Source organism: Propionicicella superfundia DSM 22317 (genome assembly GCF_000423465.1).
Lineage (GTDB): Bacteria > Actinomycetota > Actinomycetes > Propionibacteriales > Propionibacteriaceae > Propionicicella > Propionicicella superfundia.
In genome coordinates, this window is the sequence record NZ_KE384020.1 from 131,136 (window position 1) to 144,848 (window position 13,713).

Below are 13,713 nucleotides of genomic sequence, written 5' to 3' on the forward strand. Positions count from 1 at the left end.
TAAGCTGTGACGGTGGCACATCTCCTCGGCGCGGAATCCGTTCAGCTCGAGTACCCCACCCGGATCGTGTTCGATTCCGTGACGCTGGGCGTCAACGAGGGCGACCGCATCGGGATCGTGGGCCGCAACGGGGAGGGGAAGTCCACTCTCCTGGGACTGCTGACCGGTCGGATCGCACCCGGTGCGGGCCGTGTCACCCGGCGTGGCGATGTCCGGATCGGCGAACTGCGGCAGGCCGACGATCTCGACCCCGCCGCGACCGTCCGCAGCGTCCTCGTGGGGGAGCGTCCCGATCACGAATGGGCGTCGGTCGCGGCGACCCGCGACATCCTGGCCGGCCTCGTGACCGGCGTCGATCTCGAGGCGACGATCGGAACGCTCAGCGGCGGGCTGCGCCGGCGGGTGGCGATGGCCGCCCTTCTCATCGAGGACTGGGACGTCCTCGTCCTCGACGAGCCCACCAACCATCTCGACCTGGCCGGGATCTCCTGGCTGGCCGCGCACCTGCGGGGCCGGTGGGCGCACAACGCGGGCGGGCTGCTGGTCGTGACCCACGACCGGTGGTTCCTGGACGCCGTGTGCACAGCCACGTGGGAGGTGCACGACCGGATCGTGGAGCCCTTCGAAGGCGGATACGCCGCGTACGTGCTGCAACGGGTCGAGCGTGACCGGATCGCCGCCGCGACGGAGGCGAAGCGGCAGAACCTGATGCGCAAGGAGCTCGCCTGGCTGCGGCGGGGCGCACCGGCGCGGACGTCGAAGCCGAAGTTCCGGATCGAGGCGGCGAACCGGCTGGTCGCCGACGTGCCGCCACCGCGCGACCGGGTCGAGCTCACGCGGCTGGCCACGGCCCGGCTCGGCAAGGATGTCGTCGACATCCTCGATGCAGACGTCCGCTACGACGAGACGGAGGTGTTGCGCGGCGTCACGTGGCGTATCGGGCCCGGAGAACGGACCGGCATCCTCGGCGCCAACGGCGCCGGCAAGTCGACCCTGCTCGGACTCGTCTCCGGCACGGTGCGGCCGTCGTCGGGCCGGGTGAAGAGGGGCAAGACCGTCCGGCTGGGCGTCCTCGACCAGCAGTTCGCCGATCTCGCCGAGATCGCCGACGACCGTGTGAGCGACGTCCTCGGCCGCACGCGTGCCACCTTCACCGTGGACGGGCGGGATCTCACCCCCGCTCAGCTCCTGGAGCAGCTCGGGTTCTCTCGTGCCCACCTCTCGGCGCGGGTGGCCGACCTGTCGGGCGGTCAGCGGCGCCGGCTGCAGTTCCTGCTCGTCCTGCTCACCGAGCCCAACGTGCTGATCCTCGACGAGCCGACGAACGATGTCGACACCGACATGCTCGCGTCGCTGGAGGACCTGCTCGACTCGTGGCCGGGAACGCTGCTGGTCGTCTCGCACGATCGTTATCTCACCGAGCGGATCACCGATCAGCAGTACGCGATCCTGGACGGCCGTCTGGTCCACCTGCCCGGCGGGGTGGACGACTACCTGCGCATCCTCGCCGAGCGGGAGGCCGCCCCGCGTGCGAGGACCGCCCCTCCCGTGCGCTCCGGCGGTGGGGGCGGTGCGGAACAGCACGCTGCCCGCAAGGAGCTGGCCGCGGTCGAGCGCCGACTGGACAGGCTGTCCGCCGACATCGCCGACCTGCATGACGCGATGGCGTCCCACGATCCGTCCGACTACGAGGGTCTCTCCGGGCTGGACCACCGTGTCCGTGAGCTGCAGGCCGAGGTCGCTGCACAGGAGGGCCGCTGGCTGGAGCTGGCAGAGGAACTCGACGCCTGACGGCACGCGCGAGGAATGCGCCGAACGCTCCGGAGTTGCCGGATTTTGAGGGGTTTCCGGCAGTTGGGGAGCGTTCGGCGGACGGGCTCGGCAGTTGGGGAGCGTTCGTCCGAGGGTGGACGGCCGAGGTCAGCGGCCCCGCATCGCGCGGTGTGCGCCGCGCATGTTCGGGATCGGTCCACGGGGGATCGGAACCTTCGGGCGCACGGCATCGAGAGCCTTCAGCCGCTGCTTCACCTCGATGAGCTGATGGGCCTGCAGCTTCTTCGGGAGCTTCTTGATGCGCTTGGAGAGCTGCTCCAGCGGAACCTCGTCGGCGCCGTCGCCCATCATGATCGCCGTGACGGGCGTCCCATAGGCGACCTGCTCGTGGCGGCGCTGCTCGGTGGCGAGCAACTGCTTGCCGCGGGCGTTGTCCCCTTCGCCGATGAGAACGATGCCGGCCGGGCCGACGGTGCGATGCACGAGGTTCATGGACTTGTCGATCGCGATGGCCGTCTCGCTGTCCCACTTCTTCTTGTCCAGCTCGGACAGGGCGACCTCGGCGGATCCCTTCTCGCCGTGATAACGCCGGTAGTTCGCACCCTTGGCGCGCCACAGGAGCACCCACAGCGCGGCTGTGACACCGAGGAAGAGACCGAGCAGGGAGTAGATCAGCCACGCGTCCAGGACGATGCCCAGGATGACCATGGCGAGAACGGCAGCCGCGAAGGCGCCCACCATCCAGACGATGAGCTGCGGATCGTATTCCTTCGTCCGCTTGAAGACCTCCACGATCTGGCGGGGCCAGCTCCAGTCGCGCGGGTTGTCACTGGTCTTCTTGCGCAGCTTCGCCGCCTTGCGCTCGGCTTTCTGCTTCGCCGCAAGTTCCTTCGCCCGCTCGCTTGCCATGTCGTCAGCTCCGGTGAACGTGTTGGGAAATGGCCTGTCGGCCGCTGGGGGAGAATAACCCCGCCGCTCAATCCTACGGCACGGAAAAGCCTGCGGTGGAGGCGTCGCAGGCCATCCGAGAAGCGGTTGGGGTTGCCCATGGGGCGGCTCCGGGGAGGATCCGCCCCATGGGACTGTCTCGAAGGACTCAGAGACCGAACTCGGCCCCGAAATCGCCTTCTTCGAGACGGGCCTTCACATGGCTCAGGAAGCGAGCGGCATCCGCGCCGTCGACGAGCCGGTGATCGTAGGACAGCGACAGGTACATCATGTCGCGAACGGCGATGATGTCGCCCAGATTGGCATCGGCGACGACGACCGGACGCTTGACGAGCGCACCCGTGCCCAGGATCGCGGCCTGGGGCTGGTTGATGATCGGCGTGTCGAACAGGGTGCCGGCCGAGCCGTAGTTGGTGACCGTGAAGGTGCCACCGGTCAGCTCGTCGGGCGTGATCCGGCTGTCCCGGGCTCGCGCGGCCACGTCGGCGATCTTCTTCGCCAGGCCGCCGACAGACAGATCGCCCGCATCGGGGATGACCGGCACCAGGAGCCCCTTGGAGGTGTCGACCGCGATGCCGAGGTGCTCGCCGGACGGGTAGGTGATCGTGCCTGCGGCCGTGTCGATGGTCGCGTTGAGCTTGGGGTAGGCCTGCAGCGACTCGACGACGGCCTTGCAGATGAACGGCAGGTAGGACAGCCCGGCGCCCTCGCGCTTCTTGAACTCGTCCTTGGCCAGCGCCCGGACCTTGGAGATCCGGCTGAGGTCGACCTCGACGGTCGCCGTCAGTTGCGCCGAGGTCTGCAGCGACTCCACCATGCGGCGGGCGATCGTGGCTCGCATGCGCGTCAGCTTCTCGGTCGTGCCCTTGGCCGCGGTGGCCGGCGCCGACGTGGGTGCCGCCGGCGCGACCGGTGCGGCGGTCGCCGCTGTCGGGGTCGCGACCGGTGCAGGTGTCGTCGGCGCGGCCGGTGCGGCGGGCGCGGGTGCCGCCGGTGTGGCCGGCGCCGCCACTGCCTGTGCGGCAGCCGCCTGCTTGGCCTCGGCGGCGGCCACGATGTCCTGCTTGCGAACGCGTCCGCCGACGCCCGTGCCGGTGACCTCGGCGAGATCGACACCGTACTCGGTCGCCATCCGTCGCACGAGGGGGGTGACGTAGATGCCGTCGGCGACGGGCTCAGCGGCTCGGGCGGGTGCTGCGGGTGCGGAGCTTGGCGCCGGAGCGGAGGTCGGGGCCGGAGCGGGTGCAGGCGTCGGGGTCGCTGCAGGCGCGGGGCTCGGCGTCGGTGCGGGGGTCGGGGCCGGAGCGGGTGCGGGGGTCGGGGCCGGAGCGGGTGCAGGCGTCGGGGTCGCAGCAGGTGCGGGAGTCGGAGCCGGGGCCTGTGCGGGCGCGGCGGCATCGCCGATGATGGCGAGGACGGCGCCGACCTCGGCGGTCTCGTCCTCGGCCACGCGGATCTCGAGCAGCGTGCCGGCCACGGGCGACGGGATCTCCGTGTCGACCTTGTCGGTGGACACCTCCAGCAGCGGCTCGTCGGCGGCGACCGTGTCACCCACCGACTTGAGCCAGCGCGACACCGTCCCCTCGGTGACCGACTCGCCGAGCGCGGGAAGGACGACATCGGTGCCCTGCGCAGGAGCCGAGGGAGCCGCTGCAGGTGCGGCCGGGGCTGCGGGCTCCGGCGTGGATGTCGGCGCGGGCGTCGGCTCGGGTGCGGATGTCGGAGCCGGCGTGGGCTCCGGCGCGGCGGGAGGCTCGGGCTCCGAGTGGGGCTGCGGGGCGGCCGTCCCCGCCTCGGACGGATCCCCGATGATGGCGAGGACGGCGCCGACCTCGGCGGTCTCGTCCTCGGCGACGAGGATCTCGAGGACCACGCCGGCGACCGGTGAGGGGATTTCGGTGTCGACCTTGTCCGTCGACACCTCGACGAGCGGCTCGTCCGCGGCGACGTCGTCTCCGACTGTCTTGAGCCAGCGGGAGATGGTGCCTTCCGTCACGCTTTCACCGAGGGCAGGAAGAGGGACTTGGGTCGACATGCACTGACTCCTTCGCGCAGCACGGGTTTCCTCGCGTTCAGACTATCCCGGATGCGCACAGCGTGCATCGCCGTGTCCGGCCGCCCCCGTGGGGATGCCGGTCGCCGGGAGTCGCGCCCGGCGGGGAATAATGGGACTGTGCGAGTTCCCCGTCTCTTCCGCTCCCGCGGCGCCGGCGCCGGCCCGGCCGTCGACGCATCGTTGAAGCATCTGGCCGGGTTCTGCGACACCCGGCGGGGCGTCGAGGCGTGGATCGAACAGCCCAGCACCTTCGCCCGGCCGAGCCTGCTGCTCATCGCCCACGACGGGGAGTGGACGCGGCGATCCATCCCCGACGTGGCCTGGGGACGTGCCTTCGCCGCGAAGCGCCGGATCCCCGCCTACGACGCGGGGGTCGTCCCCTACCCGCAGCGCATGCGCGACTTCAACGCGCGCCGTCGCGACTGACGGCGGTCAGGATGCCAGCGCCGTCGCGAGCGCGATGAGCGTGCGGACGCCGAACCCGGTCCCTCCTGTGGGGACGTAGTCGTACGCCTCGCCGTCGTTGAACGCGGGTCCGGCGATGTCGAGGTGGGCCCAGGACCGATCCGGATCGACGAACTCGCGGAGGAACGCCGCGGCGGTCAGCGCGCCGCCGTACCGCTTGGTGCTGCTCGACCGCAGGTCGGCCACCGAGGACTTCAGACCGTCGCCGATCTCCTCGGGGATCGGGAGTTGCCAGAACAGCTCCCCGGCCGACTCGGCCGCGTCGAGCACCCGGTCCGCAGTGAGGTCGTCGGAGGCCATCAGACCGGCCGTCCGCAGTCCGAGAGCCACCATGCAGGCCCCCGTGAGGGTGGCGATGTCCACGACGAGATCCGCGTCGTCGGCGTTCGAACGGGCCAGTCCGTCGGCCATCACCAGCCGGCCCTCCGCGTCGGAGTTCGCGTTCTCCACCGTCTTGCCCCCATGGATCGTGAGGACGTCGGAGGGTCGGTAGGCGGTTCCCGACGGGAGATTCTCGGCCAGGCAGGCGTACGCGGTGATGCTGATCTTCAGGCCGAGGTCGGCGATCGCGCGCGTCGCCGCGAGGACCGCGGCGGCTCCCGACATGTCGCACTTCATCGTGTACATGCCCTCGGGCGTCTTCAGGTCCAGGCCCCCGGAGTCGAACGTGATGCCCTTGCCGACGAGCGCCAGGTGGAAGCGCGCGCCGCGCGGTGCATAGCTGTAGCGCACCAGGCGCGGCGGGTGGGACGACCCGCCGCCGACGGCGAGCAGCCCCCCGTACCCCTCCTTGCGCAACTGCGTCTCGTCGAGCACCTCGACACCGATGCGCGCCGCCTTCGCCCGTGTCCGGGCATCGTCCGCGAACGACTCCGGATACAGCAGGTTCGCCGGCAGATTGATCCAGTCGCGCGCCGCGCACACCGCCTCGGCGATGATCACGGCCGTGGAGACGGCTTGTCTCGCCTCGGCCTTGCCGGAGGCGCTGACGATGGTGAGAGCGCCGACGGCCGCAGGCTCGGGGCTGGCCGTCTGCTTCTGGTAGCGGTAGGCACCGAGCAGCGCACCCTCAGCGGCGCCCCGGATCACCTCGGGCTCGACGGCGTCCAGCGACACGGCGATGCGCAGGCCGGCGGCGCCGCTCACTCCGGCCGCCGTGCGCACGCCCGTCCCGGCGGCGCGACGCACCTGCTCCGGAGTCGCGTCGGCGCTGGGCAGACCCGTGAGCACGATCCGCAGGTCGCCGGGCCCGGGGACGACAGTCGCCGTTCCGAGCTTCGCCTCGGCACCCAGCGAGCGGGCGAGGGCGAGCAGCGGACGCCCGAGCTGCCTGGTCACCGACTTCTCCACGTCGGCCGGGACGCCGAGGAGGACACCGCCTGCCGGCCCCGGGGCGATCCCGACGACGACGACATCGGCATCGGCCGGGACGGTGCGAGCGAGGCTGATGGACGGAAGCCGGCTTCCGGACATGGTCACCTTCCTAGGTGTTGGGGGTCGATCGGGGACAACCTTAATCGCCGTTCGTCACTGTGAGAGCGACATCGGGCCGTAGACCAGCCGGTCGCCCTCGTAGAGCCACACGTCGGCCCATCCGTCCTCGACCAGGTCCTCATACGATTCGGTCAGCCACTGCTCGGCGAGCTGCTGCGTCGCGAACCCGTGGCCGACCCCGGCCTGCTCCGCGGAGGGTTCGCCCGCCGCCATCCACTGCCAGCTCACAGCTTGTCGCCCCGCTTGTACACGGGACGGGGCTGACGCAGGCGACGCACCGCGATCGCGCGGTTGACGAAGTAGAAGAGCAGTCCCTTGGGCGATTCGCCGGGGTGACGCTCCCGCAGGAACCGCTTGAACAGCCGCCAGTGGAGCCAGATCTCGATGACGGTGGCGAACAGCAGCCCGTACGACACGAACATCGAGATCTGCATCACCTGGACCGCGACGGCCCCGGTGCCCCAGACCTGCTGGCCCACGAGAGTGATCAGGATCGTCACGAGCAGCACCGGCATCAGGAACTCGCTGAGCATCCAGTGGGAGTCGACCCAGTCGCGGGCCGACGTCCGGCCGGGCGCGGCATCGGCGGCGTCCATCGACCTGATCCGGGCCTCGCGGGCCGCCTCGCGCTCGCGCGCCTTGGCCTGTTTGGGGCTCAGTTGCGGCCGCACGCGCTCCCGCCGTGCCGCCTCGGCCTCTTTGCGGGACGGTGTCGGGGTGGCCTTCTTGGTGCGTCCGGACGGCGCGGCCTCCTCGACCGTCTCCGACTCGGACGTCGACACCTCGGCGTCGTTGCGCTTGTAGGGGCTGAACAGACCCACGATCACTGCCTTCGGTAGAACTCGCTGACGGGGGCAATCTTAGGCCGTGTCGCGCCCCGGAATCGCCTCGCGCCGGGGGGAGTCGGACCGCTGGCACAATGTGCGGCGTGAAAGTGGTGGTCGCGTGCGATGCGGTGGGGGAGACACGGGCGGTCCACGCCGGACGAGTGCTCGCCCAGGCGTGGCGTGACGCCGGTGCGCAGGTCGCGCTCGTCCCGATGGGTGCGACGGGTTCCGATCTCGTGACGGCGCTCCGGGACGCCGGTGCGGCGACCGGGACGGACCCGTTCCCGACGGCGCGCACCCCGGATGCGCTCGTGGTCGTTCCGCCGCGGGTGGAACAGCCGGCCTGGACCGGCACCAGCGAAAGCGCGGGAACGGCGCTGGAGGCCGCGCTCGCCGACCCCCGCGCGCTGGTCGCGGTCGATCTCACGACGGTCCCGGCCCACGACGGGGGCGCCGGCCTGCTGTCCGCCCTCGGCGCGACGGCCGACACGGCGCTGACGGGCGGCTGGGGAGCGCTCGACGGCATCACCGCGCTGGATCTCGAGGCGCCCCGCGCCCGGCTCGCCGGATGCGAGCTCGTCGGGCTGGTGGACATCGACGACACCGCGACCCCGCTCACGAGCCTGCGGGGGGTCAGTTCGGTGCGCGGACGCGCCGAGGGACTCGATCTCTCCGAGATCGTCGCCGCCGACACCGCGCTCGGAGCGCTGGCCGCGCTGGCCGGCGTCGACGGTGTCCTCCCGGGCCCCGGCGCCGCCGGAGGAAACGGGCTGGCCGTCCTGGCGCTCGGCGGCACCCTCACCACCGCGCCGGCACTGTCGGCCGGGCTCGCCCACCTCGACCGGTCGCTGGCGCGCGCAGACCTGCTGGTGAGCGCGTGCACGAGTCTCGACATCGGGAACTACGGCGGCCCGGTCGTCCGCCACCTCGCCGGCCTGGCCGTCGCGCACGGCGTCCCGCTCGTCGTGGGCGCGGGACATCTTGCGATGGGCGGGCGGGAGTTGCGGGCTCACGGCGTGGAGGCCGGGTATGCCCTCGACGCGACGACGGCGCGGTCGCTGAGGTCGTCGGCGGCGGGCATGGTGCGCACGTGGACGTGGTAGGTGTTTGGGCGCGTCCCGGAGGCGATCTACAATCGGGGACGCGACCATGCCGCGCACGCATGACGGGAATCTCTACAGCGGGAGACGAACATGACGGTGGAAATCACGCAGGGCGTCCTGTTGACCGACGAGGCGACGACGAAGGTCAAGGAACTGCTCGGTGAGAAGGACCTGTGGCTCCGCGTCGCCGTGCAACCCGGCGGATGCTCCGGGCTGCGCTATCAGCTCTACTTCGACGACCGCGAACTCGACGGCGATGTCGTCAACGAGTTCGACGGCGTCCGCGTGGTGACCGACCGGATGAGTGCCCCCTACCTGATGGGGGCGACGATCGGCTTCTCCGACACGATCGAGGCCCAGGGCTTCACCATCGACAACCCCAACGCCACCGGGTCCTGCGCCTGCGGCGACTCCTTCCACTGACCCGGCGGGCGCCGGCGCGCCCGATTTCCGAGGGATCTGCAGAAAAAGCGGCCGTTTCGACGCCTCCAGGGGAGGCGCCGGAGCGGCCGTTTGGGTTAGTGTTGCGCCACAACTCGGTCTGGCTACCGTCCTCGACGGCTCGTGGGAAGGACACGCGTGATTCCACACAGAACCGGGCGTGCGGCACGCCGGTGGCTCATCGGCACGACGGCGGCGGGTGTCGTCCTGCTCGCCGGCTGCTCGCAGGAGCAGACCGAGCAGTGGGGGCGGTTCGGCCTGCCGACACTGGCCAGCGACCAGGGACAGGCGATCGGCGACCTGTGGGTCGGGGCGTGGATCGCCTCGCTGGCCGTGGGAGTGTTCGTCTGGGGCCTGATCGGCTGGGTGGTGGTCCGCTACCGGGCGCGGCACACGGGCGGCGTGCCGAAGCAGACCCGGTACAACCTGCCGATCGAGTTGCTGTACACGCTCGTTCCGTTCCTCATCATCGGCGTTCTGTTCTTCTTCACGGTCAGGGCACAGGACACGGTCAATCGCAAGGTCGACCAGCCCGACGTCACCATCAACGTCGTCGGCCAGAAGTGGTCATGGACCTTCAACTACATGGAGGCGGACGACGCGCGCGTGGGCGCCGTCGTCCATGAGGCAGGCACGATCGAGCGCACCCCCGATCTGTATCTGCCCGTCGGGAAGACCGTGCGGTTCAACCTGCAGTCGGCCGACGTGATCCACTCGTTCTGGATCCCGAACTTCTACTACAAGCTGGACGTGATCCCCGGCCATCCGAACTCGTTCGACGTCACGCCCACGGAGAAGGGCGAGTACCTCGGCAAGTGCGCGGAGTTCTGCGGCACGTACCACTCGGCCATGCTGTTCAACGTGAAGGTCGTCGACGAGGCCCAGTACTACGCCTATCTCGACGGGCTGAAATCCAAGGGACAGACGGGCGAGATCACCATCCCCTCGAAGGTCACGGCGATCCCCGTCCCGTCGCGGAGTGAGGAGGAGCACAGGTGAGCACCGCCGAAGCCGATCTCCAGGCGCGCGCCGCCGCCGCCACGGCCACCGGTGGCCGCACCGGTTCGCGGTCCCTCGGGGCGTCGTTCATGAAGATCCTCACCACGACCGATCACAAGCTGATCGGCAAGATGTACTTCGTCACAGCGCTGGTCTTCTTCGCGTTCGGCGGGCTGCTCGCCCTGGCGATCCGTGCCGAGCTGGCGTTCCCGGGTCGGCAGTACCTCAACTTCGACAACTTCAACCAGTTCTTCACGATGCACGGCACGATCATGCTGCTGCTGTTCGCGACCCCGATGTTCACGGGATTCGCGAACTTCCTGCTGCCGCTGCAGATCGGCGCACCCGACGTCGCCTTCCCGCGGATGAACGCCTTCGCGTTCTGGCTGTTCCTGTTCGGCGGTCTGATCGTGTGCTCGGGCTTCCTCAGCCCGCAGGGCGCGGCCTCCTTCGGCTGGTTCGCCTACGCCCCGCTCAGCGACGCCATCAACTCGCCCGGAGTCGGCGGCGACCTGTGGCTGATGGGCTTGTACCTCACCGGCCTCGGGACGATCCTGGGCGCGGTCAACTTCATCACGACGATCATCACCCTGCGGGCGCCCGGCATGACGATGTTCCGGATGCCCATCATGGCGTGGAACACCCTGGTCACGTCGATCATGATCCTGATCGCGTTCCCGATCCTCGCCGCGGCGCTGCTCGTCCTCGAATCCGACCGCCGGCTCGGCACGCACATCTTCGACGCCGCCACCGGCGGCCCGCTGCTGTGGCAACACCTGTTCTGGTTCTTCGGCCACCCCGAGGTGTACATCATCGCGCTGCCGTTCTTCGGCCTCATCACCGAGATCCTCCCGGTGTTCAGCCGCAAGCCGCTGTTCGGCTACGTCGGCCTCGTCGCGGCGACGCTCGGCATCGGGGCGTTGTCGATCTCGGTGTGGGCGCACCACATGTTTGTCACCGGCGCGGTCAACCTGCCGTTCTTCTCGTTCATGACCTTCCTGATCGCCGTCCCGACCGGCGTGAAGTTCTTCAACTGGATCGGGACGATGTGGGGCGGCTCGCTCAACTTCGCGACGCCCATGCTGTGGGCGCTGGGCTTCCTCACCACCTTCCTGTTCGGGGGCCTGACCGGCATCATCCTGGCGAGCCCCCCGCTGGACTTCCAGGTGTCCGACACGTATTTCGTCGTCGCGCACTTCCACTACGTGCTGTTCGGCACGGTCGTGTTCGCGATGTTCGGCGGATTCTATTTCTGGTGGCCGAAGATCACCGGGCGGATGCTCAACGAGACGTGGGGGAAGGTCCACTTCTGGCTGCTGTTCGTGGGCTTCCACCTGACCTTCCTCGTGCAGCACTGGCTGGGCGTCGAGGGAATGCAGCGCCGGATCGTCGATTACCTCCCGTCGGAGGGCTTCACCTTCCTCAATCAGGTCTCCACGGTCGGTGCCTTCATGCTGGGCATCTCGATGCTGCCGTTCCTGTGGAACGTGTGGATCACCCGGAAGTCACCGCCGGTGGAGGTCGATGATCCCTGGGGCTGGGGCCGGTCGCTCGAATGGGCGACGTCCTGCCCGCCGCCACGGCACAACTTCACCAGCCTGCCGCGGATCCGGTCCGAGTCGCCGGCGTTCGATCTGCATCACCCCGAGATCGCGGCCGCAGCGGAGCACGAACTCGGCGAGGCGACGAACGTCCAGAAGGAGGTCGACCGATGAAGGCCGAGGGCTGGATCTTCGGGGTACTGGCGTTGTTCTTCGTCATCGTGACGCCGCTGTACTGGGTGATCACGCACGAGACCATCGGGCTGGTCGTGCTGCTGCTGACGGCGGCGCTCACGATCATGATCACGGCATACCTCTTCATCACCGCGCGAAACATGGATCCGCGGCCCGAGGATCGCACGGACGGCGAGATCGTCGAGGGCGCGGGCGAGCTCGGCTTCTTCCCGCCGTCGAGCATCTGGCCGTTCTGGAGCGCGCTCACCGTGTCGATCGCGGCGCTCGGACCGGTGTTCGGGTGGTGGCTGACGCTCCTCGGGTTCGGGCTCGGCATCTGGGCACTGTGCGGCTGGGTGTACCAGTTCTACGTCGGCGAGTACAGCCACTGACCTCCCCGCCGGGCGTGCGGCACCCGTCGCGCCCGGCACGCTCCGTGCCGCGAGAGTCACCAGCTCGCGTGCAGCGGTCGTCCCTCCTCGAACCCGGAGCGCGACTGGATGCCCACGACCGCCCGGTCGTGGAACTGCTCGAGGTCCCGCGCGCCCGCATACGTGCACGAGGAGCGGACGCCCGACACGATGAAGTCGAGGAGGTCCTCGACGCCCGGACGCTGCGGATCCAGGTACATGCGAGAACTCGAGATGCCCTCCTCGAACAGCGCCGCGCGCGCCCGCTCGAAGGCGCTTGCCTCGCGGGTGCGCATCCGCACGGCCCGGGCCGAGGCCATGCCGAACGACTCCTTGTAGGCGCGCCCTTCGTGGTCGTACAGGAGGTCGCCGGTCGACTCGTGCGTGCCGGCGAACCACGAGCCGATCATCACCGAACCGGCGCCGGCCGCGAGAGCCAGGGCGACGTCCCGGGGGTGGCGGACGCCGCCGTCCGCCCAGATCGATTTGCCCTCCGCCCGCGCAGCGGCCGCGCACTCGAGGACGGCGCTGAACTGCGGACGCCCGACACCGGTCTGCATACGCGTCGTGCACATCGCCCCCGGCCCGACGCCGACCTTGACGACATCGGCGCCGGCCGCGATCAGGTCGGTCACACCGGCGGCGGTGACGACGTTGCCGGCGACGATCGGCACCTCGGCGCCCCGGGCCGCCACGACGGCGCGTGCCGACTCCAGCGCCGAGATCATCCGTTCCTGGTGCCCGTGCGCGGTGTCCATGACGAGGACGTCCGAACCGGCGTCCAGCATGGCCTCCACGCGATGCGTGACGTCGCCGCTGATGCCGATGGCCGTGCCGATGCGCAGCTGCCCCGCCGCGTCGACGGCCGGGTCGTACAGCGCCGCGCGGAGAGCGCCTTTGAGGGTCATGATGCCGCGCAGCCGTTCGCCGGAGGTGATGAGCGCGACCTTGTGGTGCCGAGCCGTGAGATCGGTGAAGATCTCGGGCGGGGTGGCGGTGTCGGGCAGCACCATCACGTCGGTGGTCATCACCTCGTGCACCTGTGCGAACCGGTCGACGCCGGCCGTGTCGGTCACCGAGCACAGACCGAGTGGACGCCGGTCGTCGTCCACGACGACCACGACCCCGTGGGCGCGTTTGTGGATGAGGGACAGGGCCTCTCCGACCGTCGTCGTCGGCGAGACGGTGATGGGCGTGTCGAACACGACGTGGGCGTTCTTCACCTTCGCGATGACGCCTGAGACGACGTCGACGGGGATGTCCTGGGGAACGATCGCGATCCCGCCGCGCCGGGCGATCGTCTCGGCCATCCGGCGTCCGGAGATCGCCGTCATGTTGGCGACCACGATCGGCAGCGGGGTCGCGACCCCGTCGGTGGACGTGAGGTCGACATCCAGGCGCGACGTGACCGCCGAACGGTTGGGCGCCATGAAGACGTCGTCGTAGGTCAGGTCGAAGGCCGGCTCTTGATTGAGGAATCGC

13 protein-coding genes are annotated in these 13,713 nt (G+C 69.9%); 7 read left to right on the top strand and 6 right to left on the bottom strand.

What is annotated here, in order from left to right:
* Positions 1-12 precede the first annotated feature (12 nt).
* Positions 13-1,791 (top strand): ABC-F family ATP-binding cassette domain-containing protein, encoded by a 1,779-nt coding sequence (locus G555_RS0105695; protein ID WP_028708136.1) that lies wholly within the window; start codon positions 13-15, stop codon positions 1,789-1,791.
* A gap of 129 nt (positions 1,792-1,920) precedes the next feature.
* Here G555_RS0105695 and G555_RS0105700 read toward each other — a convergent pair whose 3' ends face one another.
* Together G555_RS0105700 and G555_RS0105705 are read right to left on the bottom strand one after the other, a co-directional pair.
* Positions 1,921-2,682: a DUF4191 domain-containing protein gene (locus G555_RS0105700; protein ID WP_028708137.1), complete on the bottom strand. Its 762-nt coding sequence runs from the start codon at positions 2,680-2,682 to the stop codon at positions 1,921-1,923.
* Positions 2,683-2,869: 187 nt separating this feature from the next.
* Positions 2,870-4,756: a 2-oxo acid dehydrogenase subunit E2 gene (locus G555_RS0105705; RefSeq protein WP_028708138.1), complete on the bottom strand. Its 1,887-nt coding sequence runs from the start codon at positions 4,754-4,756 to the stop codon at positions 2,870-2,872.
* A gap of 138 nt (positions 4,757-4,894) precedes the next feature.
* Here G555_RS0105705 and G555_RS0105710 point away from each other — a divergent pair, with 138 nt between their 5' ends.
* Positions 4,895-5,203, top strand: a complete 309-nt coding sequence (locus G555_RS0105710) for a hypothetical protein (protein ID WP_028708139.1) — start codon at positions 4,895-4,897, stop codon at positions 5,201-5,203.
* A gap of 6 nt (positions 5,204-5,209) precedes the next feature.
* On the opposite strand, the gene G555_RS0105715 is transcribed toward G555_RS0105710, so the two are convergent.
* The 3 genes from G555_RS0105715 to G555_RS18175 are packed head-to-tail and all read right to left on the bottom strand — an operon-like array spanning position 5,210 to position 7,557.
* A complete protein-coding gene (locus G555_RS0105715) occupies positions 5,210-6,715 on the bottom strand; it encodes a leucyl aminopeptidase (RefSeq protein WP_036921468.1) in 1,506 nt (501 codons plus the stop codon).
* A 54-nt stretch (positions 6,716-6,769) separates the two neighbouring features.
* A complete protein-coding gene (locus tag G555_RS0105720; protein WP_028708141.1) occupies positions 6,770-6,964 on the bottom strand; it encodes a hypothetical protein in 195 nt (64 codons plus the stop codon).
* Positions 6,961-7,557 carry a DUF3043 domain-containing protein gene (locus G555_RS18175; protein WP_169337871.1) on the bottom strand — a complete coding sequence of 199 codons (597 nt, stop codon included), beginning with the start codon at positions 7,555-7,557 and terminating at the stop codon, positions 6,961-6,963. Before G555_RS18175 ends, G555_RS0105720 begins: the two co-directional genes overlap by 4 nt.
* Before the next feature lie 107 nt (positions 7,558-7,664).
* Here G555_RS18175 and G555_RS21120 point away from each other — a divergent pair, with 107 nt between their 5' ends.
* The 5 genes from G555_RS21120 (at position 7,665) to G555_RS0105755 (ending at position 12,213) form a co-directional block, all read left to right on the top strand.
* The gene (locus G555_RS21120) at positions 7,665-8,666 is read left to right on the top strand and encodes a glycerate kinase (protein ID WP_169337872.1); all 1,002 of its coding nucleotides are present in this window, start codon (positions 7,665-7,667) and stop codon (positions 8,664-8,666) included.
* Between the two features lie 90 nt (positions 8,667-8,756).
* On the top strand, positions 8,757-9,089 hold the full coding sequence (locus tag G555_RS0105735; RefSeq protein WP_028708142.1) for a HesB/IscA family protein: 333 nt from the start codon (positions 8,757-8,759) through the stop codon (positions 9,087-9,089).
* 156 nt (positions 9,090-9,245) lie between these two features.
* The gene (gene ctaC, locus G555_RS18185; RefSeq protein WP_245581202.1) at positions 9,246-10,106 is read left to right on the top strand and encodes an aa3-type cytochrome oxidase subunit II; all 861 of its coding nucleotides are present in this window, start codon (positions 9,246-9,248) and stop codon (positions 10,104-10,106) included.
* A complete protein-coding gene (gene ctaD / locus G555_RS18190) occupies positions 10,103-11,821 on the top strand; it encodes an aa3-type cytochrome oxidase subunit I (protein WP_425413826.1) in 1,719 nt (572 codons plus the stop codon). The genes ctaC and ctaD overlap by 4 nt, the downstream gene beginning before the upstream one ends.
* Complete coding sequence (locus G555_RS0105755) at positions 11,818-12,213, top strand: cytochrome c oxidase subunit 4 (RefSeq protein WP_028708143.1); 396 nt, start codon at positions 11,818-11,820, stop codon at positions 12,211-12,213. The genes ctaD and G555_RS0105755 overlap by 4 nt, the downstream gene beginning before the upstream one ends.
* Before the next feature lie 56 nt (positions 12,214-12,269).
* On the opposite strand, the gene G555_RS0105760 is transcribed toward G555_RS0105755, so the two are convergent.
* Positions 12,270-13,661 carry a GuaB1 family IMP dehydrogenase-related protein gene (locus tag G555_RS0105760; RefSeq protein ID WP_245581240.1) on the bottom strand — a complete coding sequence of 464 codons (1,392 nt, stop codon included), beginning with the start codon at positions 13,659-13,661 and terminating at the stop codon, positions 12,270-12,272.
* Between the last annotated feature and the right edge of the window lie 52 nt (positions 13,662-13,713).

Coding starts and splice junctions, on each gene's coding strand:
- G555_RS0105700 (WP_028708137.1), bottom strand. CDS start 2,682: ATGGCAAGCGAGCGGGCGAAGGAACTTGCGGCGAAGCAGAAAGCCGAG.
- G555_RS0105705 (WP_028708138.1), bottom strand. CDS start 4,756: ATGTCGACCCAAGTCCCTCTTCCTGCCCTCGGTGAAAGCGTGACGGAA.
- G555_RS0105715 (WP_036921468.1), bottom strand. CDS start 6,715: ATGTCCGGAAGCCGGCTTCCGTCCATCAGCCTCGCTCGCACCGTCCCG.
- G555_RS0105735 (WP_028708142.1), top strand. CDS start 8,757: ATGACGGTGGAAATCACGCAGGGCGTCCTGTTGACCGACGAGGCGACG.
- G555_RS0105755 (WP_028708143.1), top strand. CDS start 11,818: ATGAAGGCCGAGGGCTGGATCTTCGGGGTACTGGCGTTGTTCTTCGTC.
- G555_RS0105760 (WP_245581240.1), bottom strand. CDS start 13,661: ATGGCGCCCAACCGTTCGGCGGTCACGTCGCGCCTGGATGTCGACCTC.